At 71.4% G+C, this 24390-nt stretch carries 16 protein-coding genes; 7 read left to right on the top strand and 9 right to left on the bottom strand.

Annotation, left to right across the window (positions count from 1 at the left end; translation table 11 throughout):
* Positions 1–27 precede the first annotated feature (27 nt).
* Complete coding sequence (locus ABMQ42_RS15300) at positions 28–2952, bottom strand: UPF0182 family membrane protein (RefSeq protein ID WP_349723854.1); 2925 nt, start codon at positions 2950–2952, stop codon at positions 28–30.
* A 44-nt stretch (positions 2953–2996) separates the two neighbouring features.
* Positions 2997–4121, bottom strand: coding sequence for a YlbL family protein (locus ABMQ42_RS15295; RefSeq protein ID WP_349723853.1), 1125 nt, complete (start codon positions 4119–4121; stop codon positions 2997–2999).
* A 122-nt stretch (positions 4122–4243) separates the two neighbouring features.
* Here ABMQ42_RS15295 and ABMQ42_RS15290 point away from each other — a divergent pair, with 122 nt between their 5' ends.
* Positions 4244–5641 (top strand): zinc-dependent metalloprotease, encoded by a 1398-nt coding sequence (locus tag ABMQ42_RS15290; RefSeq protein WP_349723852.1) that lies wholly within the window; start codon positions 4244–4246, stop codon positions 5639–5641.
* Positions 5642–6386: 745 nt separating this feature from the next.
* Here the strand turns inward: ABMQ42_RS15290 and ABMQ42_RS15285 are convergent.
* Together ABMQ42_RS15285 and nudC are read right to left on the bottom strand one after the other, a co-directional pair.
* Positions 6387–8153 (bottom strand): ATP-dependent helicase, encoded by a 1767-nt coding sequence (locus tag ABMQ42_RS15285; RefSeq protein WP_349723851.1) that lies wholly within the window; start codon positions 8151–8153, stop codon positions 6387–6389.
* Entirely contained in the window at positions 8150–9076 is a 927-nt protein-coding gene (gene nudC / locus ABMQ42_RS15280; RefSeq protein ID WP_349723850.1) for an NAD(+) diphosphatase, read from the bottom strand. Before nudC ends, ABMQ42_RS15285 begins: the two co-directional genes overlap by 4 nt.
* A gap of 63 nt (positions 9077–9139) precedes the next feature.
* Between nudC and ABMQ42_RS15275 the strand changes: the two genes are divergently transcribed.
* Positions 9140–10348, top strand: a complete 1209-nt coding sequence (locus ABMQ42_RS15275) for a protein kinase family protein (protein WP_349723849.1) — start codon at positions 9140–9142, stop codon at positions 10346–10348.
* Here the strand turns inward: ABMQ42_RS15275 and ABMQ42_RS15270 are convergent, their stop codons facing one another.
* Positions 10349–13615 carry an ATP-dependent helicase gene (locus ABMQ42_RS15270; protein WP_349723848.1) on the bottom strand — a complete coding sequence of 1089 codons (3267 nt, stop codon included), beginning with the start codon at positions 13613–13615 and terminating at the stop codon, positions 10349–10351. It abuts the gene before it with no gap.
* Entirely contained in the window at positions 13612–16752 is a 3141-nt protein-coding gene (locus ABMQ42_RS15265) for an ATP-dependent helicase (protein ID WP_349723847.1), read from the bottom strand. Before ABMQ42_RS15265 ends, ABMQ42_RS15270 begins: the two co-directional genes overlap by 4 nt.
* Positions 16753–16889: 137 nt before the next feature.
* Between ABMQ42_RS15265 and ABMQ42_RS15260 the strand changes: the two genes are divergently transcribed.
* Positions 16890–17114, top strand: coding sequence for a DUF3107 domain-containing protein (locus ABMQ42_RS15260; protein WP_349723846.1), 225 nt, complete (start codon positions 16890–16892; stop codon positions 17112–17114).
* Positions 17114–17404 (top strand): hypothetical protein, encoded by a 291-nt coding sequence (locus ABMQ42_RS15255; RefSeq protein ID WP_349723845.1) that lies wholly within the window; start codon positions 17114–17116, stop codon positions 17402–17404. The genes ABMQ42_RS15260 and ABMQ42_RS15255 overlap by 1 nt, the downstream gene beginning before the upstream one ends.
* 7 nt (positions 17405–17411) lie before the next feature.
* On the opposite strand, the gene ABMQ42_RS15250 is transcribed toward ABMQ42_RS15255, so the two are convergent.
* On the bottom strand, positions 17412–18125 hold the full coding sequence (locus ABMQ42_RS15250; protein WP_349723844.1) for a ferritin-like fold-containing protein: 714 nt from the start codon (positions 18123–18125) through the stop codon (positions 17412–17414).
* A gap of 182 nt (positions 18126–18307) precedes the next feature.
* On the opposite strand from ABMQ42_RS15250, the gene ABMQ42_RS15245 reads away from it, so the two are divergent.
* Entirely contained in the window at positions 18308–19807 is a 1500-nt protein-coding gene (locus tag ABMQ42_RS15245) for a DEAD/DEAH box helicase (protein ID WP_349723843.1), read from the top strand.
* A gap of 63 nt (positions 19808–19870) precedes the next feature.
* Here ABMQ42_RS15245 and ABMQ42_RS15240 read toward each other — a convergent pair whose 3' ends face one another.
* Complete coding sequence (locus tag ABMQ42_RS15240) at positions 19871–20731, bottom strand: PHP domain-containing protein (RefSeq protein WP_349723842.1); 861 nt, start codon at positions 20729–20731, stop codon at positions 19871–19873.
* Between the two features lie 63 nt (positions 20732–20794).
* On the opposite strand from ABMQ42_RS15240, the gene ABMQ42_RS15235 reads away from it, so the two are divergent.
* Positions 20795–21814 carry an endonuclease/exonuclease/phosphatase family protein gene (locus ABMQ42_RS15235; RefSeq protein ID WP_349723841.1) on the top strand — a complete coding sequence of 340 codons (1020 nt, stop codon included), beginning with the start codon at positions 20795–20797 and terminating at the stop codon, positions 21812–21814.
* Positions 21815–21855: 41 nt separating this feature from the next.
* Positions 21856–23265, top strand: a complete 1410-nt coding sequence (locus ABMQ42_RS15230) for an aminopeptidase P family protein (RefSeq protein ID WP_349723840.1) — start codon at positions 21856–21858, stop codon at positions 23263–23265.
* Positions 23266–23271: 6 nt separating this feature from the next.
* On the opposite strand, the gene ABMQ42_RS15225 is transcribed toward ABMQ42_RS15230, so the two are convergent.
* On the bottom strand, positions 23272–24369 hold the full coding sequence (locus tag ABMQ42_RS15225) for a citrate/2-methylcitrate synthase (protein WP_349723839.1): 1098 nt from the start codon (positions 24367–24369) through the stop codon (positions 23272–23274).
* Positions 24370–24390 lie beyond the last annotated feature (21 nt).

Genomic DNA, 24390 nt, shown 5'->3' with positions numbered 1-24390 from the left:
CATGCCGCGGGGCCAGAGCACGAATCGTCACTCCTGACCGGAGAGCTGCAGCAGCGTGTTCAGCGCGTTCGTCAGCCGGGTGTCGGCCTCGCCGTACTTGGTCCAGTCGCCGGCCTTCATGGCCGCCTCGCGGTCGGCCAGGGCCTGCTTGGCCTCCTGCAGCGCCGCCTGGAACGCGACCGACGTGTCGGGGTTGACGCCCGTGCCGCCCTCGCTGCCGCCGTTGTCGGTGCCGCTGGTCTCGCCGGGTGTCGGCGACGGGGTCGGCGTCACATCGCTGTCACCGGTGGTCGCGCCGGAGTCACCGCCGAACAGGCTGTCCAGCGCGTCGGCGAGGGTGTCTTCGAACGCGACCTTGTCACCGAACGCCACGAGCACCTTCTGGAGGGTCGGCAGCTTGGTCGCGCCGGCGGACTGCACGTAGACGGGCTGCACATACAGCAGGCCGCCGCCGACCGGGAGGGTCAGCAGGTTGCCCTTGAGCACCTGCGAGTCGCCCAGCTTCAGCACGTTGAGGTACTGCGACACGTCAGGCTGCGCGTCGAAGTTGTTCTGCACCTGACCGGGACCGGGGACCGGCGTGGACGCACTGATCTCCAGCATCCGGAGCTTGCCGTAATCGCTCGACTTCTTGCCCGCGGTGCTGCCCGCGTTCGAGTCCACGGCCAGGTAGCCCATCAGCACGTTGCGCGAGTCGCTGCCCTGATTGGACGCCGGAATGAAGCTCGTGAACATCGAGTACTGCGGGCTGTCCTGTCCCGGCATCTTCATCGTCAGGTAGTACGGCGGCTGCAGCGAATCGCCGTTCTGCGGGTCGTCCGGGGTCACCCACTTGTCGTCGCCGCGGAAGAACGACTGCGCATCGTCGACGTGGTACGTGCTCAGGATCGACCGCTGCACTTTGAAGAGGTCGGTCGGGTAGCGCACGTGGCTCATCAGCTCGCCGCTCATCTGCGACAGCGGCTTGACCGTCGTCGGGTAGATGTTCTCCCACGTCTTCAGCACCGGGTCGTCGGCATCCCATGCATACAGCGTCACGTGGCCGTCGTACGCGTCCACGGTCGCCTTGACGGAGTTGCGGATGTAGTTGACGTCGTCCATCGCGATGGTGGGCGTCGGATTCGACGAGTCGGCGATCGCCTGGGAGAAGCTCGTGGTGTGCGAGTACGGGTAGCTGTCGCTTGTCGTGTAGCCGTCGACGATCCACACGATCCGGCCGTCGACGACGCTCGGGTAGGGGTCGCTGTCCAGGGTGAGGTACGGCGCCGCCTTCTGCACGCGCAGCGCGGGGTCACGGTCGTACAGGATCTGCGACTTGCTGTTGATGCTGTCGGAGAAGAGGATCTGCTCCGACTGGAACTTCAGCGCGTAGACCAGCCTGTTGAACCAGCTGCCGATGTTGGGGCCGCCGTCGCCGTCGAACGTGGTCTTCACCTCGTCGCCGCCGGTGTCGCTGCCCGACAGGTAGTCCAGCTCGATGGGACTCGACCCCTCCGGTGCGCCCACGATCGAGTACTCGGGCGAGTGCTCGCCGAAGTACACGCGCGGCTGGTAGTCGCTGTCGGACAGGAAGCCCGACGACGGGATGCCGCGCTCCAGGAACACCGGCTTGCCGTCGCTCGTGCGGGCGTTGCCCTTGGCCACCACGATGCCGTACCCGTGCGTGTAGATCTGGGTGGTGTTCTGCCAGCTCACGTTCGTGCCCAGTGCGGTCAGGTTGAGCTCGCGCACCGACACGACGGCATCCTGACTCGTCCCGTCGATGTCGTAGCGGTCGACGTCCATCGGATCCTGGAACTGGTAGTAGGAGCGGTACTGCTCGAGCTGCTGCACGGTCGGCGGGATGATCGCCGGGTCCATGATGCGGATCTGCGCGGTCGTGTCGGCGTCGGCGCGCAGCTGCCCCTTCGTGGCATCGGTCTCGGCCGCGAAGTCGGTCGAGTCCATGCCGTCGACCCCGTACGCGGTCTTCGTCGCGTCCATGTTCCGCTGGATGTACGTCTTCTCCAGGGTCAGCGCGTTCGGCCTGACCTGCACCGTGTTGACCACCCACGGGTAGGCCATGCCCACGACGATCGCCGAGACGATCAGCAGGCCCGTCGCGATGAGCGGGTAGCGCCAGTGGCCGATGACCGCGGTCACGAAGAAGAGGATCGCCACGAGCGCCGCGATGATCGCGAGGATCATCTGCCCGGGGATCGTCGCGTGCACCTCGGTGTAGCCGGGGCCGGTGATGGTGCCGTTGTCGGAGACGAGCGTCTTGTACCGGTCGAGCCAGATGCTCGCCGCCTGCAGGAGCAGGTACACGCCGGCGAGCACAGCGAACTGGATGCGGGCCGCGCGCGAGATGCGCAGCTCGCGGTTGGCGATGCGCACCGAGCCGTACAGGTACGCGACGACCGCCGAGACGAGGAGGCAGATGAGCACGACGGCCGAGGTGAACCCGAGCAGCGCACTGTAGAACGGCATCGCGAACATGTAGAAGCCCGTGTCGAGGCCGAACTGCGCGTCACTCACCGACGTGTGCACGCCGTGCAGCCACATCGCGACGGTCTCCCACTGGGTGGATGCCGCGAACCCGGCGAAGAAGCCGAAGAAGACCGGGATCCCCCACATCGCGAGGCGCCGGAGCGGCTCGACGACCTCTTGGTACCGGTCGAGCTGCGCGCTGAGCCGCGCATAGACCGGGCGCAGGCGGTAGGCGAGCTGGATGCACAGCCACACCGGCACCGCCATGCCGAGGAAGCCGATCGCGAACATCCCCACGCGCGCGAACCACTGCGTGGTCAGCACGTTCGCGTAACCGAGCTGGTCGTACCAGAGCCAATCGGTGTACAGGTTCGCGAACACGAAGAACGCCACGACCAGCGCGGCGATGATCACGAGTGAGATCGCGATGACTCGGCGCGAACGACGAGGCGTGGCTTCAGCGGGGGCCGGTGTCGAGGTCACCTCCTCATCCTAGGAGGGCCTCTGTGTGTATCAGGTGAAAACGGTCAGGATCCGCCGCATGTGGGCAGCGCATCGAGGTCTCCCCCGTCGCGCAGCGTCTTCAGGACCTTCAACGAATCGTCCAGCGTGCTCACCGAGAACACCCGCAGGCCCGACGGCACATGGCCGACGACCTCGTCGCAGTTGCTCTTGGGCGCGAGGAAGTAGGCGGCTCCGGCATCCTTCGCACCATAGAGCTTCTGCCGGATCCCGCCGATCGCCCCGACGTCGCCGGCCGCGTTGATGGTGCCGGTGCCGGCGACGTTCTTGCCGCCGTTGAGGTAGCCGGGGGTGAGCGTGTCGATGAGCCCGAGTGCGAACATCATGCCCGCCGAAGGACCGCCCACGTTGTCGAGCTGAATCGTGACGTCGATCGGGAAGTCGTAGTCGGTGAGCAGGCTGACGCCGATGAGCCAGGTGGTCTTCCCGTCGGTCGTCGACTTCTTGGGGGTGACCGACACGGTCTTCTCGGCGCCGTCGCGCTGGATCCGCAGCGTGACCGGCGCGCCCTCGGCCTTCGCGATGACGTCGCGCAGCGTCGTGATGCCCGAGATCTTCGTGCCGTCCGCCGAGAGGATGACGTCGTCCTTCTGCAGGACGCCCTGGGCCGCCGAGTCGTCGGTGAGGCTGTACACGGTGAGCTTCGAAGGGACGTCGTAGCCCAGGTGGAGCAGTGCCGCAGCCGTCGCCTCCTTCTGCGAGTCGGTCATCATCGCCGCGGACTGCTGCTCGACCTGCTCCGCCGTCTCACCCTCGGGGAAGACCGCATCGATCGGCAGCACCGCCTTCGACGGGTCGAACCACGCCGTGGCCAGTTCGAGCCAGGACGGCGTGCGCTCGCGGTTTCCGACCGCCTGCACGGTGAGCATGTCCAGAGTGCCCGAGGTCGGGTAGGTCGTCGCCCCGTCCACAGAGATCAGGGGCACCTGCGTGCCGTTCGCATCGGGGGCCGTGCCGAGCGTGTCGAACACGGGTCCGGGGCGCTGGATCACGAACCCCGTCGGCAGGAACGTGAGGATGAGCAGCACCACCAGGGCGACGGTGAGCGCCCAGACGCCCACGACCGCTCCACGCCTCCGTCGCCGGCGCGGAGCCGGCACCACCGAGACGTTCTCGTCGAACAGCGTCACCGGCGCCCCTTCGTTCTCGTTCGCGACCGGCGTACTGACATCGCGCGCAGGGCCGGGGATCGAGGTGATCCGTGCGACTAGCGTAGAACCACACCCCCAGACCCTGCTGAAAGGCGGCTGAAGTGGCAGACGACGACCGCGAGCCGGAAGACGACTTCCAAGAGATGCTGCGCCGGCTGCTCGGCGGCCAGGACGGGCCGACGCCCGAGCAGCTCGAGCAGCTGCGCGCCCTGGGCGTCGACCCCGCCATGATGGACAGCATCATGCGCCAGCTGCAGGCCGCGTTCAGCAGCGCGCCCAGCGGCGGGATCTCATGGGACGCCGCTCAGCGCCAGGCCCTGCACATCGCCAACCAGAGCGACCTGGGCGTCACCAGCGGACAGCGCGGAGAGTTCGACCAGGCCTTCTCCCTGGCGACCCTGTGGCTGGGCGAGGCGACGACGATCTCGGATCTCGCCGAGCCGCCGCACGCGCTGACCCGCGGGGGCTGGGTCGAGGCGACGATGCCCGTCTGGCAGGAGCTCGCCGATCCCGTGGCGACGAGCATCGCCGACGCGCTGACCGAGGCGATGCGCTCGCAGGCGCCCGAAGACATGCAGCAGGCCATCGCCGGCGCCGGACGCGTCATGCGCACGATCGGCGGCAGCCTGTTCGCCACCCAGCTCGGCCAGGTGATCGGGCGGCTCTCGCTGGAGGTCGTCTCCGGCGGCGATGTCGGCATCCCGGTGATGCCGGCGGGGCAGGCCGCGATCCTGCCGCAGAACTTCGCGGACTTCGGCCGCGATCTCGAGGTGCCCGAAGACCAGCTCGCGCTGTATCTGGCCACCCGCGAGCTTGCGCACGCGCGCCTGTTCCGGCACGCGAAGTGGCTGCGGCTGCACATGATCAGCCAGGTCACCGACTTCGCCCGCGGGGTGCACGTGGACATGGACGCCCTCGAGGAGCTCGCGACGCGGTTCGATCCCGAGCACCCCGACGAACTGCGCGACGCGCTCTCCAGCGGAGCCCTGCTGCCGCAGCGCTCCGATGCGCAGACGGCCGCCCTCACCCGCCTCGAGAACCTGCTCGCCCTCGTCGAGGGCTGGGTCGAGGTCGTCACCGCCGATGCCACCGCGCGGCTGCCGCTGGCGGTGCGCATCGCCGAGGCCGTCCGCCGTCGCCGTGCGGTCGGCGGCCCGGCGGAGAAGGCGTTGGGCTCGCTCGTCGGGCTTGAGCTGCGTCCGCGTCGGATGCGCGAGGCCGCGGCCATGTGGCGTGCGGTGACGGATGCCGTGGGTCCGGCCGGCCGCGACGCACTGTGGGATTACCCCGACCTCATGCCCACCGCCGACGACATCGACGATCCGCAGTCGCTCATCGCCCGCCTGCAGGCCCGGGCGCGCGGCGAGCAGCCCGTGCGGGACGAGATGGACGAGGCGCTCGACGCGCTGCTGCGCGGCGAGGTCCCGCCGGCCGATGAGCCGGGCTCGGACGAGTCCCCCTCGGACGACGAGCCGCCGCACGGACCGCAGCCGGTCTGAGCACCATCGGCTCCTCCACAGGCGCACGTTCCGCACACCCTGCGCCGTGCGCCTGTGGATAGTCGCTCGCGCGCGTCGCGACGGGCGCACAATCGGGGGATGCTGCATCTCGACCCCGCCCATCCCCCGCTCTGGCGCTCACCGGACTGCCTGCAGTTCGGCCCCGACAAGGTCGCCGTGCTGGAGCATCCGGACCGCTGGCAGGAGCGGATGATCCAAGAGCTCGAGCGCGGACTGCCCGACTCGGCGCTCGACCCCGTCGCCACCGCGCTGGGCGGCACGGTCGAACGGGCACACGAGCTCGTGAGCGCACTCGCCCCCGCGCTCGAGCCCCCGCACGGGGCCGCCGCGCCGCCGGTCGCGGTGCGCGCGATCGGCCCGACATCGGTCCCGGCGGCGCATGCGATCGCCGACGGTCTTCGTGAAGCGGGTCTGGAGATCCTGGGCGAGCCGGCGGCAGATGCCGTCGCCGTGCTCGTGGCGGGTCATGTGATCGACCCGGCTGCCGTGCGACCGCTGATGCAGACGGATGCTCCGCACCTGCCCATCGTCCTGCACGGCCGCCGCATCACCGTGGGCCCGCTCGTGCGGCCGGGCCTGACCGCGTGCCTGCTCTGCCTCGAAGCGGACAGGTGCGAGGCCGATCCCGCCTGGCCCGCCCTGGCCGGTCAGCTCCTCGGCCTGCCGTCGCCGGCACTCGTCCCGGGGATGGCGGTGGAGGCCGGCCTGGTCGCCGCGCGGCTGATCAGCGACGTCTCCGGGCGGGGGGACGCGACATGGTCGGTGACCCTCGACGCGCAGTCGATGCGCCGGAGGTGGCGGACCCATCGACCGCACGCAGAGTGCGGTTGCCGATCTCCTGCAGGAAGCGGGAGGGCGCCCGGGTCATCCGCCCCTGACTCCCTCGCGACCACGACAGCGACAGCGTCCGGGCTGCGCGCGTGACGCCGACATAGGCGAGCCGGCGCTCCTCGTCCACCTGCTCGAAAGTGGTCGCGTACGAGATGGGCAGCAGACCCTCGCTCAGGCCGACGAGGTGCACGTGGTCCCACTCCAGGCCCTTCGCGGCGTGCAGCGTCGCGAGGGTCACCGTCCGGAGGGTGGGTTCATGCTGGTCCTTGGCCCGTGCCATCAGGTCGTCCGTGAACGCGCGCAGGCTTGTGCCCTCGGGAGCCTCCTCCGCGAGCCGAAGGATCGCCCGCCGCGCCTCCCACGAATCGCGCAGCGCACCCCCAGCTGGCGGCGGGTCGTCGGTGAGGCCGAGCGAGCGCAGCACGTCGCGGACGGTCTCCACGAACCCGCCGTTCAGCGGCGCGACGGACGCGCCGCGCAGCGCCAGCACGGCCTGCCGCACCTCGGGCATGTCGAAGAACCGACGTCCCCCGAGGACCGTGGTGGGCACCTGCACATCGGCGAGGGCCCGCAGGAGTTCCGCCGACTGCGCGTGCGACCGGTACAGCACCGCGATGGCCTGCGGATCGACGCCGTCCCGCAGCTGGCCCGCCACGGCCGCGGCGACGCCGCGTGCCTCCGCCACATCGTCGTCATAGGCGCACAGCCGCGGTACGACGGCGGCTGCGGCATCCCGAACCGGCGTCAGCCGGAGCGCACCCGGTCTGCCGCGCATCAGCTCATTCGCCACGTCGAGGATCGGCGCCTCGCTGCGATAGCTCGTCTCGAGCCGCACGATCCGGGCCTCGGGGTACCGCGTGCCGAACTCCAGCAGGTGAGACGCGTCGGCGCCGGCGAAGGAGTAGATGGTCTGACTGGCGTCGCCCACGACGCAGATGTCGCGGCGTTCGCCCAGCCAGAGCTGCAGCAGGTGCTGCTGGAGCGGCGAGACGTCCTGATACTCGTCCACCGTGAAATGCCGGTACTGCTCGCGAACAGCCGCGGCGACGCGGGGTTCCGCCTCGATCATCCCCGCACAGGCCAGCAGCACGTCCTCGAAGTCGAGCTGTCGTCGCTCGTCCTTGAGCTTCTCGTACGCGCGCTGCAGATCCACGACGCGCTCGACGCTGAGACGACCGACGCCGTCGGGACGGGCCGCAGCATATGCGTCGATCGACCGCATGGTCACCTTGCGCCACTCGATCTGCGCGGCGACGTCACGCAGCGTCGGAGTGTCGAGCTCCATGCCGATCCCGTCGGCGGCATGCGCGAGCAGGCGCACCTTGTTGTCGGCGATCGCCGGAGCGCTGTCACCGGCCACGGTCGGCCAGAAGTAGTTCAGCTGCGAGAGCGCCGCCGCGTGGAAGGTCCGTGCGGCGACGCCGCCGACGCCCAGGGCGCGCAGACGGCCCCGCATCTCGCCGGCGGCCTTGGACGTGAACGTGACCGCCATGACACGGTTCGGCGTGTATGCACCCGTGTCCACACCGTGCGCGATGCGGTGGATGATCACCCGCGTCTTGCCGGTGCCCGCGCCGGCGAGAACGCACACCGGCCCGCGCAGCGCGGATGCCGCCTCGCGCTGCTGTTCATCGAGTCCCTCGAGAGCCCGCGCGTTCACGCGGTCTCCGCGTACCACTCGGCGATCAGGCCGTGCGCGATCGAGGCCCGGCCCGGCAGCAGCAGGCCGTCGCCGCCGGTGGTCCAGTCGCCGCGCACCAGCGCTTCGCCGATCTCGGCACGGGTGAACCACCTCAGTGCCGCGATCTCCTCCCCGTCGGCCCGTGCCTCGTCGTCATCGACCGCGCGGGCGCGGAAGCCGAGCATGAGCGAGCGCGGATAGGGCCACGGCTGCGACCGCCGATACCGCACGTCGCGGACGCGCACCCCCGCTTCTTCGAACAGCTCGCGCTCCACGGCGGCCTCGGCCGATTCGCCGGCCTCGACGAAACCGGCGAAGCACGAGTAGCGGTTCGCGCCCCACAGCGCATTCGACCCCAGCAGCAGCCGCTCCGGGTCGGCGTCGCTGGTCACGGCGACGATCACGGCCGGGTCGGTGCGCGGGAAGTGCTCGGTGCCGCATCCCGTGCATCGGCGCGACCAGCCGGCGTTCTCGAGGGTGCACGGCTGCCCGCACCGCGCGCAGAACGCACTGTCGCGCAGCCAGCGGCCGAGACTCACGGCGGTGGACAGGAGATCGCCGTCGGCGGCGCCGAGATCACCCGCGACGGCGCGCAGTGACGCCCAGCCGGGCTCCGGCTGATCCGGACTGCCGGCGCGCGCCAGAAGCACGGCTCCGCCGTCGCCGGCACGACCGAGGAACGCCCATTCCGCATCATCCGGCGCCTCGTCGGCTCCGACCATGCGCAGCTCGGTCAGCGGTCCGTCGGTGACCTGCGCGGTATCGCCGCGCACGACGAGCACACGAGTCGCGGGATCCCTGCGCAGCTCGTCCACGAGGCCCGGGCGGACCCGTTCGACGGCGCTGCGGTCGAATCGGACGCGCATTCCGTCCTTTGGGGCGGCGCGGTGCTGTGCGTTCATCGATACCTCCGTGCCGGGCGTGGCGACGCGCCCGGTCGCCCTGCCCGACCTACCCTGGGGGGCATGGCACGCTCACCTCTCACTCTAGCGGCGACAGTGACTTCAGCCCTGCGGGAGGCCGGCGTCGTCGACGTGCGCATCCTCACCGAGAACGCTGCGGGACGCTTCGACTCGGCGGTGGCCACCCTCGCCGACGGCGACCGCGTCGTCGTGCGCGCGGCCACCGACGCCGAGACCTCGGCCGAGCTCGGCGCCGAGGCGCGTGCGCTGGCGGCGCTCACCGACGGTGTGCGCAGCCTTCTGCCGTTCCGTGCGCCCCGCCTGCGCGGGCGCGCGGCCCAGGGCGGGTGGACGGCGATCGTCGTCGACCACCTCGACGGCTACCGTGTCGAGCCGGCCCATCTGCCGGCCGGACGGGGCGCCGCCACCTCCATCGGCGCCGCCCTCGCCGCCGTCCACGCGCTCCCCGAGTCGGTGGCCCGCGGCGCGGCGCTCCCCCAGCTGGGCGCCTCTCAGGTGCGCGACGACGTGTCACGGCTGCTCGACCGCGTCGCCACCGTCCACCGGGTGCCCGTCTCACTGCTGTCGCGCTGGAGTCGCGCTCTGGCCGAGGAGCGCCTGTGGCGATTCGAGTCGACGCTCACCCTCGGCGGCGCGAGTGCGGACGCCTTCCTCGTCGAAGACCGCGACGGCGTGCCCACGGTGACCGGTCTGCTGGCCTGGCAGGGACTGGGCATCGGCGATCCGGCCGTCGACCTGCGCTGGCTGTCGTCGGCACCGGACGCGGCCGACGACGTGCTCGCCGCGTACGTCACCGCGAGCGTGCGCACGCCCGACGCGGCGCTGCGCACCCGTGCGCGGCTGTATGCGGAGCTTGAGTTCGCGAAGTGGCTCGTCCATGGTCGGGACTCCGGCGACGACGAGATCCTCGATGACGCGGTCGCACTGCTGACCTCGCTCGCCGACAGCGTCGTCGAGGACGATCTGCTCGCCGAGGACGGCCTCGATGTCGATGACGCGATCGCACTCATCGGGCAGGTGCCGGGCACGTCCACGGCCGTCGACACGTCCATGCAGACCGACGCGTACGACCTCGATGAGACCTCGTTCTTCACCGAGGACCTCCCGGCCGAGCGGACGTCACCCGACGATGAGGACCCGAACGCGACCGCTCCGCTGCAGATGGACGACTGGGCCGCGCAGCGCGATGAGGCGGAGAACGAGACGGATGCCGCGGCCGACGCCGCGCTGCGGCGCTGGGCGTCGTCCTGATCAGCCGCGCACGACCACGTCGTGCGCCACATAGAACAGCGTGACGTCGATCCGGTCGAGCGGAATGCCGTGCTTGGCGTGGTACGCGCGCCGGTACAGCTCGAGCTGCAGAAGTCGTGCCTGCCGCTCGGCGTCATCGCGCGGCGGCGCGCCGGTCTTCCAGTCGACGATCTCGTACCGGTCCCCGCGCCGGTAGACCGCGTCGAGCTTGCAGATCGCGAGGTGCGGTGTGCCGTCGAGGTCGTCGAAGGGGAAGTCGATCTCCGTCTCCACCTCGATCGGCTGCAGCTGCGCCCACTCCGAGCGCTCGAACGCGCTCTGCAGCGAACGCAGCACCGCGGTGTCGGCATCGGCTGCGGCATCCTCTTCCTTCTCCCACAGCGCATCGTCCAGAGACCCCGACACGCCGACGAGCCCGGAGCGCTTCTCCACCCACGCGTGGAACAGCGTGCCCAGCCGTGTCTGCCGGTAGGGGCGCTCGGGCATGGGCCGGCCGAGTGCGGCGACGGTGCCGGCGTAGTCGGCGACGAAGTCCTTGTACCGCGACGCGGGGATGCGCACGGGGGCGACGCCTCCCCCGCCCTGTGCGCGCGACGCCCTCTCGGCCAGGAGCAGGGCGAGCTCGTCGTCCGCGATCTGCGGCGTCGCGCGCTGCGCGACGCGCACGGCGGCCGCCGCGTCTTCGACGCGCTCGCGACGCTCGCCGAGCGGGTCCATGGGCCACTGCAGCAGACGGCGACGCCCTTCGAACGGGTTCTCGCCCGGCTCGCCGTCGGGCAGCGACACACCGAGCGCATCGGCGATCTCCACGAGGAACGGGCTGTGTCCACGGGGTGACGTCTGCCCGCCCCAGGGAGACCCCGTCAACAGCAGGTGGTCGCGCGCGCGGGTGACCGCGACATACGCGAGGCGACGGTCCTCGTCGACCTGCCGACGACGGTTGTCGTCCTTGAAGGCCTTGATGGCCCGACCCATGTCCTGCTGCGTCTCCGCGTCGCGCCACGCGAGCTGCGGCAGCCAGGCGACATCACCCCGGAAGTCGTACGGCAGGACGCCGAAGCCCAACCAGCCCGTGGTGTCCCGCGACCCTGTGGGGAGCTCGTCCTTCACCAGGCGCACGACCGCGACCGCGTCCCACTCCAGCCCCTTCGAGCCGTGGATCGTCAGCAGTTGGACGACGTCGTCCTCCGGCGGCTCGGTGCGCGGCGCGAACTCATCGAGCTCTTCGGCGTGATCCAGCCACGCGAGCAGGGCCGGAAGCGATCCCGTCTCGTCTGCGGCCAGGAACGACTGGACCTCGTCGACGAACGCGCGCAGCTGGGCGGACGCGATGCGCGCCGGCCCCCGCGTCTCGTTCGCGGCCAGCTCGACGTCGAGACGCAGCTCGAGCTCGATGAGCCGCACCAGCTCGGCGATCGGCGCGCCCGCCGCTCGCCGCAGGCCCGCGAACACGCCGGCCGCCTCACGGAGCCGCTCACGCGCCGCCGGCGTGAACGCCGCCAGCCAGCCGTGGTCGTCGGGCACGCGCAGCACGAAGTCCAGCGCGTCGATGAGCGACCCCTGGTCGTCCCCCGACGATGCCCGCACCCGGGCGACGACCTCGGGAGTGAGCCGTTGCAGTGCCGCGTCGTGCTCGGTGATCCGGCGCGCGAGCTGAGCGAGCGCGCGCAGATCCGCCAGGCCGATCGCCCAGCGCGGCCCCGACAGCAGCCGGATCAGCGCCGAGCCGGCGCGGGGATCGCTGATGACCCGCAACGTGCTGACGACGTCGACCACCTCGGGCGTGGTCAGCAGGCCGCCGAGACCCAGGATGCGGTGCGGGATGCCGCGGGCGCCGAGCGCGTCCGCGAAGCGCTCCATGTGCTTCTTGCTGCGCAGCAGCACGGCGCCGGTGGTCGTCAGCCCTTCCCCCGCGCGCTCGGCTCGCACGGCCTCGAACCACTCCGCAACCCGTGCCGCCTCGGCGTCCACGTCGTCGGCGACCGCGATCTCGACCCGGCCGGACGGCGCGCCGGGCCGCGGCCGCAGCGCGCCCACCTCGACCGGGCTCGACGCCGCCAGCGGGGCGAGGACGGCGGATGCCGCCGTGAGCACGTCGGCGCTGTTGCGCCAGCTGGTCATGAGCGAATACCGACCGCACTCCAGGCCGGGGGCGAAGGCCGCCGCGAAGTCGCCGAGATTGCCGGCGCTCGCCCCGCGCCACCCGTAGATCGCCTGGTGGGGGTCGCCCACCGCCATCACCGTGGTGCCGGCGAACAGGCCCGCCAGCAGCGTGGTCTGGGCGACCGAGGTGTCCTGGTATTCGTCAAGGAGCACCACGCGATAGCGATCGCGCAGTTCGGCGGCCACCGACGGATGCGATTCGATCACCTGCAGGGCGCCGGCCACCTGATCCGAGAAGTCGATGACCCCGGCCCGCTGCTTCTGGACCGTGTATTCGCGCGCCAGCCCGACCAGCACCTCCAGCGCGTCGACGTTCGTGCACACCGTGCGCACGTCGGCGAGGACGACCGTCCGCTTGTTCTCGGACGGCAGGTCGATCAGGCGCCGGAACTCGGCCGGGAACGCCGCCAGGCGATCGAGGTCGACAAGGTTGTCGACGCCGTCGCGCGCGATCCGCAGCGCCGCATCGATGATCGTGCGGACGGCCCGGTCAATGCCTTCGAGCCGTTCGTCGTCGCTGCCCAGCACGACGCGCCTCATCCGCAGCCAGGCGGCCGACTCGCTCATCACCGCGGCCTCCGGGTCGCGCCCGATGCGGACCGCGTTCTCACGCACGATGCCGTCGGCGAAGCTGTTGTAGGTCGCCACGGTGGGCCGGTGCAGCAGGCTCTCGCCACCCTCGGGCGCCGGAGTCGCGCCGACCTTCTCGGCGAGCCGCGCCATCTGCGCGTGACGGGCGCCGTCCGACGACGACTCCGCGAACACGGCGAGCTCACCCGCGTCGTACAGCGCCGGAAGGTGCTCCAGCAGCCCGCGCTGCTCGAACTCGGCGAGCCGCGCGAGCCGCCGCTGGATGCGCTCGGCCAGCTCACCGGCCGCCTTGCGGGTGAAGGTGAGTCCGAGCACCTGATCGCGACGCACGACGCGGTTCGCGACCAGCCACACCACCCGTGCCGCCATCGTCTCGGTCTTGCCGCTGCCGGCACCCGCCACCACCAGTGCCGGCAGGAGCGGAGAGGCGATGACCTCCGCCTGCTCTGCGGTGGGCGGGAACTGGCCGAGTGCCGCCGCGATGACCTGCGGCGAGAGGACGGCACCGGTCACGACGCACTCACCGCCGGGATCGTGTGGATGCTGCACAGCCCGAAACTGTGGTCGGCGCGGCAGTGCTCCTCGACCGGCGCGTCGAAGTGCGTCGCGCGCATCACGTCGACCGCGGAGTGGATGCGCTCCTCGAATGCCAGCCGGCGCTCGTCGTCGAACGGAGGCTGCGTGGGCTCGGCATAGTCGGCGCCCTTGGCCGCCGGCCGGAGCACGAGCAGCTTGGCCCCACCCGACGGATGCCCCTCGGTGCCGGTGATCACCCCTGCCTCGAACGCGAGCTGATACGCGGCGAGCTGTGGATTGTCGATGACCTTCTCGTCCTTCGTCGGCTCTCTCTTCCCCGTCTTCAGGTCGACGATCACGACCCGGCCGGAGCCATCGAGCTCGACCCGGTCGATGTACCCGCTGAGCACCGCGCCGTGTGGCGCAGCGGCGTCGATCTCGATGGGCACTTCGAAGTGCGGTTCCGCATCGAGCAGGCGCCCTCCCGACTCGTCGAACCGGCGCAGGTAGAGGGCGAGGCGGTGCACCATGTCACGGGCCTGCTGGCGGGTCGCCCGGTCGAGCCACGGCGCCTCGAAGTCGAGCTCGCCCCACCGCTGCTCGACGAGCTCCCAGAGGCGCTGTTCGTCGGCCCCGTCGGCGTGTTCGAGCGCAGCGTGGATGATGGTGCCCAGGCCCGCCGTCATCCCGCCTGCATCGCCGCCGAGATCGGCGATCACCCAGTCGAGTTGGCAGGTCTCCAGCGCGGCCAGCCGGGAGGGTGACACCCGGACGTCCTCGAGCTGCAGGTCTCGCAGCGGCGCGGTCGAGCTGGTCTCGACCATGCCGTACCACTGTGCGGGATCCGCACCGGGCACACCGGCCGCGGCCAGCAGGGCGAGCTGCCCGGCCGCGTGGGCACGTCGCGGCGCGTGGCGCGTGGAGCGCGGCTCGGTGAGCGTGCGGCGGTGGCGCGCGACGAGTCCGCGCAGCGACATCGGGTGATCGGCGAGGTGCCCGGGCGGGATCGGCGCGGGCAGCAGCTCGAAGAACACACTCGGGCCGGTGTCGTCGTCGTCCACCGCGGTGACGACCAGGCGCGTGCGCGCCCGGGTCAACGCGCGTGCGAACAGGCGCAGCTCATCGTGCATCGCCAGGCGTCGCCGGTCCAGAACGTCGGGCGCACCGCCGTCCTCCGGCGCGCGGCGCACCGCGTCGGCGAGACGCCAGGTGTCGAGCAGGCTTCCGCGCAGCCGGGTGTTGGGCCACACGCCGTCCTGCACGCCGGCCACCACCACGGTGTCGTACTCGACGCCGAGCGCGGCCGCCGGAGTCAGGATCGCGACCGAGTCCGCCGCCCCGGTCGCCTCGAGACGGTCCTCGGCGACGTCGCTGTCGAGGATGCCGCGGACGAACGTCATCGGGTTCTCGGCCGCAGCATCCCCCCGCTCTCCGAAGCGCTTCGCAGCCTGGAAGAGGGCGACGACGGCGTCGAGATCGCGGCCCGCCTGCTCTGCGACCGGTCCGTTGCCGCGTGCGGTGCGTCCCCAGGAGCGCTCGAGCCCTGCGCCCTCCCACACCGTCCACAGCAGCTCGTGCGCCGTCGCCGCCTCTGCGAGCTGCGTGCGCACGCGCGCCACGGTGCGCGCGAGACGCCCGGCCTGTCGCGCTTCGCGCATGTCGACGAGGTCTAACTCGAGCGGGTGATGCACCGCCGACAGCAGCAGCTCGCGTCCGCCGCGCTCCCCGCCCGCGCGCAGCTCTTCGTGCCGCAGCGCCGTCCGCAGACGACGCAGCTGCACCGGATCGAGGCCGCCGGCGGCGCCCAGCAGGGCGTCGGAGACGGCATCCACCGTCCACTCCCCGTCATCGGTCGCGGCGAGCTCCACGACGCGCAGCAGGTCCTGCACGGGACGCAGCGAGCCCAGCGCCTGCCCCGGGCCGGCAGCGCGGGACGGGACCTCTCGTGCCGCCAGCTCGGCCTCGAGCGCGGCGACCTGCCGCGTGTCATGGGCGATCACCGCACACGACGACCACGCGACGCCGTCACGCACATGGCGTTCGCGCAGCGTCCGTGCGATCACGTCGTACTCCTCGCCGACGGAGCGCAGCAGCATCGCCTGGACCGAGCCGTCATCGACGGCACCGACCGGAGCACGGCGGTGGGCGGCGCCGGCCGCCGTGCCGATGTGCGTGACCACCGTGCGGGCGATGTCCGTCTGGAACGTCGTCGAACGGTGGGGCTCGTCGAGCACGTGCACGGGCCCGAGCGCCGCCTGCAGGTGTGCGAAGTTCTCGGGCGTGGCGCCGCGGAACGCCCCGGTGCCGACGTCGGGGTCGCCGAACGCGAGCACCGACACGCCGCGAGCCCGACAAGCCTCGAGCAGCTCCACACCGCCCAGGGTGAGCTCCTGCGCGTCGTCGACGAGGATCGCCGCCGGCAGCACCGCGTCGCCCGCGCCCATGCGCACCAGACCGACCGCCTCGCGCACGAGCCCGGCCGCGTCGCGATGCGCTCCGCGCATGTCGGCACGGACCTGCAGGTACTCGGCGAAGAACGACGACGCCGCCCGCCAGGTCTCGATGTCGAACCTGTCGCCGAGGGCACGCAGCCGGTCGGGTTCGATCCCGAGCGTCGTGCACTCCGCGAGGAACGCGCGCACCTCGCTGCGGAACCCTTTCGTCGCGCGCACATCGGCCGACAGCCACGCCGGCCACCGGAGACGGCCCGCGGCCTCGTCGTGGGCGTCGCCGTCGAGCAGGTCCTGGATCATCTGGTCCTCATCGCCGCCCGTGAGAAGACGCGGCGGCTCGTTGCCGGCGTGGACCTCGGCCGCCCGCACGACGCGGAACGCGAACGACGCGACCGAGTGCGCGAGCGCACCGGACGTGGCCCGCCCGACGGCCAGCCCCAACCGGTCGCGCATCGATGTCGCGCTCGGTCGGGTGGGGGTGAGCACCGCGATGTCGTCCGGCGAGGTCCCCGCACGCGCCAGCGCCTCGACGCGCGCGACGAGCGTCGTCGTCTTGCCGGTGCCGGGCGCGCCGACGACGGTGCCCGACGCATCGGGGGCGATCGCGAGCACAGCGCGCTGTGCGGCGTCGAGGACGGGGGTGGATGCCGCGGGCTGCGGCGTTCGGGCGGTGCTCTCCATCGTCCTGCCACGCTAGCGCGCGCCGCCGACACCCGGCGCTCACCCGTTCGCCCACAGCGTGCGCCGGGCACCGGCGGGCCCGCCGAACCTGCCGTAGAGTCGAGACGTACCCGCACGGCATGGAAAGGCAGTGATCCGTGGAGATCCGCATCGGCATCGTGAACACCGGACGTGAGCTGAACTTCGAGACCGACGACACGGCCGACGCCGTGCGCACCGCGATCACGCAGGCGCTGGACTCCGGCGCCACGCAGGTCACCCTCACCGACGCCAAGGGCAACTCGTACATCGTTCCCACCGCAGGCATCGCCTACGTCGAACTGGGCACCGAGGACGTCCGCAAGGTCGGGTTCGTCGCCTGATGCAGATCGTCCTCGCGCTCATCTTCGGCGGTGCGGTGGGCGCTCTCGCGCACTTCACGGTCGGCGCGCGCGACTCCCGCGGCGCGGCGATCGGTCCGATGGTGGGAGCGGTCGTCGGCAGCGGCCTGTGGGCATTGCTCACCTGGGCCGGCCTGTCGTCGTCGAACCCGTGGCTGTGGATCGCGTCGCTCGGCGCGCCGATCGTCGTGGTGTACGTGCTGCTTCCCGTGCTCGCGAAGCTCCGCGCCGTGCACGATCAGCGCCGGCGCGAGCAGCTCGGCATCGCCTGACCCGCCGTCAGGCGGTGAAGCCCATCGCCTGCATGCGGCGCGCGTGCGCGGCGAGCAGCTCGGTGAACACCGGCTCGACCTGCTCGGTGGCGGCGGCATCCAGCATCCGCTCCCGCAGCGCGCTGCGCGCGATGAGGATCGTGTCGCCCACCAGGCGTCGCCCCCACATCGCCAGAAGCGAACGCAGCTCGTCATCGGCGGCGGCGGCCTCGGCCACCAGGTCGACGATCGCCTGCCTGTCGTCATCCGTCTGCAGGATCCGCGCCACGCGGGCGCCGGTCTCGCCGTAGCTGTGTGAGAGCGCGTCGTAGAAGTCGTCGAGCATTCCGGCGGTGATGTGCACCGAGAGCATCGTCTCGTGGCGGCGCACGCCGTGGGTGGCGGCACGGAACGCATCCAGCTGCTCGCGGAACGGCAGCATGAGGGCGGTGGGGTCGCCCTCGCGCTCGCGGATCAGGGCGACGATCGCACGGTGCTTGGTCAGCGCCGCCCCGGCGGCCTTCGACAGGGCCTCCTTGTGGGCGAGGTCGGGCGTGGTCGCGATCAGCTCGCTGAGCGTCTCGAAGAACCCCAGCTGCAGGTACGCCGCCTGACCGAGGAACGTGTCGGCGTCGGGCGCGAGCGTCTCGAACGCGACGCGGATGCCCTCACCCAGCTCATCGCGCGAGCGCAGCCGCAGAACACGGCCCGCAGGCCGCCGTCTCTTGAACCACCCGAACACGCGATACAGCCTACGGCCCCGGCCCGCGTCGGCGCGTCCGGGGAGGGCACGGACCCGCCCGGGTAGACTTGTGCGCGTCCCGGCGACGGATCGGGACCCCGCGCCTGGCTGACGACGAAAGGGCGTGGACCTCTTCGCGTGGCGGTTCCGCACCGCCCTGACATCAGACAGGCATACACATCGTGACGACATTCGCCGACCTCGGCGTCGATCAGGACATCGTCGAGGCCCTCTCGGCCCGCGGCATCATCGACGCCTTCCCCATCCAGGAGCAGACCATTCCCCTGAGCCTGCCGGGGCAGGACATCATCGGACAGGCCAAGACCGGCACCGGCAAGACGTTCGGCTTCGGCATCCCCGTGGTCCAGCGTCTCGGCCTCGACCCCGAGCCCGGCGTCAAGGCGCTCATCGTGGTCCCGACCCGCGAACTGGCCGTGCAGGTCTACGAAGACATCGACATGCTCACCTCGAACCGTTCGACGAGCGTCGTCGCCATCTACGGCGGCAAGGCGTACGAGGGCCAGATCGAGCAGCTCCGCGCGGGCGCGCAGATCGTCGTCGGCACGCCCGGGCGTCTGATCGACCTCGCCGGTCAGCGCCTGCTCGACCTGTCGAACGCCCACGAGGTCGTCCTCGATGAGGCCGACAAGATGCTCGACCTCGGGTTCCTCCCCGACATCGAGAAGATCTTCCAGAAGGTGCCGGCGATCCGGCACACGCAGCTGTTCTCGGCGACCATGCCCGGCCCGATCGTGGCGCTCGCGCGCCGGTTCATGACGAACCCGATCCACATCCGCGCGTCCGACCCCGACGAGGGCATCGCGCAGGCGAACATCCGCCACCTCGTCTACCGCGCCCATTCGCTCGACAAGGACGAGGTGATCTCCCGCATCCTGCAGGCCGAGGGACGCGGCAAGACCGTGATCTTCACGCGCACCAAGCGGGCGGCGCAGAAGCTCGTCGACGAGCTGAACGACCGCGGCTTCAACGCGGGCGCCGTGCACGGCGACATGAGCCAGGAGGCCCGTGAGCGCTCGATGGCCGCGTTCAAGGCCGGCAAGAAGGACGTCCTCATCGCGACCGACGTCGCCGCGCGCGGCATCGACGTCGACGACGTGACCCACGTGATCAACCACACGATCCCCGACGACGAGAAGACCTACCTGCACCGCGCCGGGCGCACCGGCCGCGCCGGCAAGACCGGCATTGCGGTGACGTTCGTCGACTGGGAGGACCTGCACAAGTGGGCCCTCATCAACCGCGCGCTCGACTTCGGGCAGCCCGACCCGGTGGAGACCTACTCGTCGAGCCCGCACCTGTACGCCGAGCTCGACATCCCCGAGGGCACGAAGGGCCGCATCGCGACGGCTCCCCGCACCCAGTCGGTGAAGACGCAGAAGACGCCCGCTCGGGCGGTGGATGCCGCGGCCGAGGGCGACGGCGGGACGAAGCGCCGCCGCCGGCGCCGTCGTGCCGGTGAGCAGGACACCGTCGGCGCCACGTTCGCCGAGGGCACCGACGAGGCCGTCGTCTCGACTCCCTCCGAGGGTGATGCCTCCGCCGAGGGCGCCGGCACGCACGACGGCGCCGGCAAGGAGCACCACGACGGCAAGCCCGCGGCGGCCCGTCGTCGGCGTCGCCGCCGCCGTTCGGGCGCCGGCTCGCCGACCCCCGGCGCCTGACCGCACGCGTCTCCGACGCCGATGCCCGTCCCGTCCGCGGGGCGGGCATCAGCCGTCCCGCGGTCAGCCGTAGACGGGTTCGGTCCCGCGTGCCGCGTCGATGATGCGCTGCACCATCTCGTCGCTCGTGGTGTGCTCCCCCGGCAGGTTGGGCTTGCCCGAACCGTGGTAGTCGCTCGACCCCGTGACGATGAGATCGTGCTCGACGACCAGACGCGCGAGGCGGCGCACCCCCTCCGCGCGGTTCTCGCGGTGGTCGAGCTCGAAGCCCGCCAGCCCGGCGTCCAGCATCGCGAGGAGCACGTCGTCGGTGGGCACTCCCCCGCGACTGGCCGGGTGGGCGATGATCGGCACCCCGCCGGCCGCCACCACCAGCCGCACGGCCGTCACCGGATCGGGAGAGTACAGCGCGACGTAGTAGTCGCCGCGGGGATCGAGGATGCCGGCGAACGCCTCCGTGCGATCGCGCACGTGCTCCTTGGCGATCAGGGCATCCGCGATGTGCGGACGCCCGATCGTCGTCTCATCACCCGTCTGTGCGAGCACGTCCGCCCAGGTCAGGCTGTAATCGCGCCCGATGCGCTCGGTCATCGTGCGCGCGCGATCACGACGGGATGACCGGATGTGCTCGATCTCGGCACGAAGGGCCGCGTCGTCGGGATCGAACAGGTACGCGAGCAGATGCACGCTCCGGCCGCGATGGCGCGTCGACATCTCCATGCCGGGGAGCAGCGTCATCTGCAGCGAGACGGCCGCAGCCGCGGCATCCACCCACCCCGCCGTCGTGTCGTGGTCGGTCAGCGCCGCCGTCCGCACCCCGTGGTCGTGCGCGGCGCGCATCACGTCGGCGGGCGACTGCGTGCCGTCGGACTGCGCGGAGTGCAGGTGCAGGTCGCTCGGACCTCGGAACCGGTGGGCGCCCATCCTCCGAGAGTAGCGCGAGCGCCCATCCGCCGATCTCACAGCCACCTGGCTTAGAGTCGCAACGTGCTTCGCCTTCTCGGGATCCTGGTGACGGTGCTGTGCGTGATCGGTGCCGCGATCCTGACCTGGCCGCAGTTCTTCCACCTCGAGCGCGAGTGGCCGATCGCGCAGGCCGTGGCATTCCGCGGCATCGTCGTGCTCGGCTTCGCGGCGCTCCTCGTCCTCATGCTGCTGATCATGCTGATCCGGCCGCTGCGGGCGTTTGCGGCATCCATCGCCCTCATCGCGCTGCTGGCAGGCGTCGCGAATGCGGCGATCGTCTACACGCGCGGCATCTCCGGCGACGCCCTGCCCGCGAAGACCGACGGCAGCCTGCGGGTCATGACCTGGAACACCGCGGGAGCCGCGACGGACCCGGAGACCATCGCGCGCACCGCGGTCGCGATGGAGGCCGACATCGTCACGCTGCCCGAGACGACCATCGAGACCGGTGAGCAGGTCGCCGTCAGCATGCGCAAGCTCGGACATCGCATGTGGGCCTACAACAAGAAGTACTCCGCGAACGAGTGGGACTCGGGGTCCACGACCGTGCTCATCTCCCCCAGCCTGGGCGACTACGCAGTGGTCGACTCGACATCGGACGGGACCACCAACACCTCCACGGTGCCCTCGGTCGTCGCCATGCCGGTGGACGGCGACGGCCCGATCATCGTGGCCGCGCACGCGGTGGCACCTCGCCAGTCGTACATCACCCGCTGGACCGAGGACCTGCGCTGGATCGCCGACCAGTGCGCCGCCGACAACGTCATCATGGCCGGCGACTTCAACGCCACGCTCGACCACATGGCCTCCCTCGGCACCGACGGCGGCGTCATGGGACGCTGCCACGACGCCGCGGCGGCGACGGGATCCGGTGGCATCGGCACCTGGCCGTCCGATGTCCCCGCGCTGCTGGGCGCGCCGATCGACCACGTCATGGCCACCGACGAATGGGTGCCCGTCGGCTCGGTCGTCCTCACCTCACTCGACGGCAGCGGCAGCGACCACCGCCCGGTCGTCGTGCAGCTCGATCCCGCCGGCTGACCGCGGGGGCTGTGCTCAGCCGCGCGTGCGAGACTGGAGGGATGAGCACCACAGGCGACACCAGCACCGCCACCGAGACGGCACCCGATTCGACGCAGAACCGCAAGCAGCCGTTCCCGCAGGGCTTCCTCGACACGATCTCGACCGGCTGGGCATCGCGGCCCGACACCGCCCCGCCGGCCCGCGAGCAGGCGCCGTACGCCGCCGCGCGGCGCGAACGGCTCTCGGCGCAGTTTCCGGGCAAGCGCCTGGTGATCCCCGCCGGTGAGCTGAAGCAGCGCAGCAACGACACCGACTACCCGTTCCGGGCGCATTCCGCCTTCACGCACCTCACCGGGTGGGGTGCCGACAGCGAGCCCGGCTCGATCCTCGTGCTCGACCCGACCGACGACGGCCACGCGGCCACCCTGTACTTCCGTGAGCGCGCCGACCGCACGACGACGGAATTCTACGGGGATGCCACGGTCGGCGAATTCTGGATCGGCCCGCGCCCCTCGTCCGCCGGTGTCGCCGCCGATCTGGGCATCGCCACCGCGCACATCGACACGTTCGAGTCAGGCGTCGACGACCTCGTCGTCGAGGAGGACGCCGCCCTCACCCGCGCCGTCTCCGAGTTGCGCCTGGTCAAGGACGCGTATGAGCTGGCGCAGATGCGCCTGGCGGTGAAGGTCACCGCCGACGGGTTCGACGACATCATCCGCGAGTTGGATGCCGCGGTCGCCCACCCGCGCGGCGAGCGGATCATCGAGGGGGTCTTCCACCGGCGCGCGCGCAGCGACGGCAACTGGGAGGGCTACGACACCATCGCCGCCGCAGGTCCCCACGCGTGCTACCTGCATTGGACCCGCAACGACGGCGCCGTGATCCCCGGCGACCTGATGCTCGTGGACGCCGGCGCCGAGGTCGACAGCCTCTACACCGCCGACATCACGCGGACGATCCCGGTGTCGGGCACGTTCACCGACATCCAGCGCAAGGTCTATGAGACGGTCCGCGAGGCGGCCGACGCGGCATTCGCCGCGGCCAAGCCCGGCGTCACCTTCCGCACCGTGCACGAGACGGCGATGGGCGTCATCGCGAAGCGCACCGCCGAATGGGGCCTGCTGCCGGTCACCGCAGACGAGGCGCTCGATGCCGACCGCGGCGGGCAGCACCGCCGCTACATGGTGCACGGCACCAGCCATCACCTGGGCATCGACGTGCATGACTGCGCCCAGGCCCGTCGCGAGATGTACTACGACGGTGTCCTCGAGCCCGGCATGGTGTTCACGATCGAGCCCGGCCTGTACTTCCAGATCGACGACGAGACCGTGCCTGCCGAATACCGCGGCATCGGCGTGCGCATCGAAGACGACGTGCTCGTCACCGAGGACGGCGTCGAGAACCTCTCGGGCGCCATTCCGCGCACCGCGGACGAGGTCGAGGCCTGGGTCGCGCGCCTGCGCGGCTGAAGCCACTCAGGAGACGGGCGGTCCCACGTAGCGCGCGGACGGACGGATGATCTTCGGATCGGCCGCCTGCTCGACGGCGTGGGCCGCCCATCCGACCGACCGCGCGATCGCGAACGTCGGCGTCATGAGCGCGCGCGGGACTCCGCACTGCTCCATCACGACCGCCGCGTACAGTTCGACGTTGGCGTGCAACGCGCGGCCGGGCTTCACCTCCTCCAGCACGCGGACCGCCGTCCGCTCGTAGGCGACGGCGAGATCGACCCGCGTCCCGCCGCGTTCGCCGGCCAGTTCCCGCAGCAGCCGTGCACGCGGGTCGGCGGTCCGGTAGACGGCGTGGCCGAAACCCATGAGGCGACGCCCGGCGGCGAGCTCCGCTCGGATCCACGGCTCGATGTCGGCCGCGTCGCCGAATCGATCGAGCGCGTCGAGCGCACGAGCCGGTGCACCGCCGTGCAGGGGTCCGGTCAGCGCCCCGAGGGCACCGGCCATGCATCCGGCTATGCTGGCGCCGGTCGACGCGATGACACGGGCGGCGAAGGTGGACGCGTTGAAGCCGTGGTCCATCGTGAGGACGAGGTAGGCGGTCAGCGCCCGACGCTCCCACTCCCCCGGATCGCGTCCCGTGACGGCGCGCAGATGGCCGGCGACCACACCGTCCCGGTACGTCGGCTCGCCGCCGGCGCTGTGTGCGAGGACCACCGGCACGATCGCGGCGGCCCAGACCGCGGCATCCCTCCGTCCCGCAGGGTCCAGGTCGTACAGCGGCCGCATCCCCCGACGTGCGGATGCGAGCGCCCACGTGGAGGTCAGCGCGGCCTCCGGGCTCCCGGTCGCGCGGGTCACCGTGTCGACCACGGCACGCAGCTCGCGCTCATCCCTGTCGGCGCCCACGAGGTCCGCGAACGAGGAGCGCTCCCCCTCGTCGGGCAGGTGTCCGTCGACGAAGAGCTGCCAGACGTCCTCGAATGACGCCGTGCGGGCCAGCTCCACCGCGTCGTGACCTCGGTAGTGGAAGGTCCCCGCGTCGCCGCGCACCTCGCTGATCGCCGTGTCTGCCACGACGACACCCGCGAGCCCGCGCGGCACCGGCTGTGTGTGTTCCATGATCTTCTCCTCTCGGCGCCC

It is taken from the genome of Microbacterium sp. KR10-403, from assembly GCF_040196215.1.
GTDB lineage: Bacteria > Actinomycetota > Actinomycetes > Actinomycetales > Microbacteriaceae > Microbacterium.
This window is presented reverse-complemented; position numbering and strand designations above follow the sequence as displayed.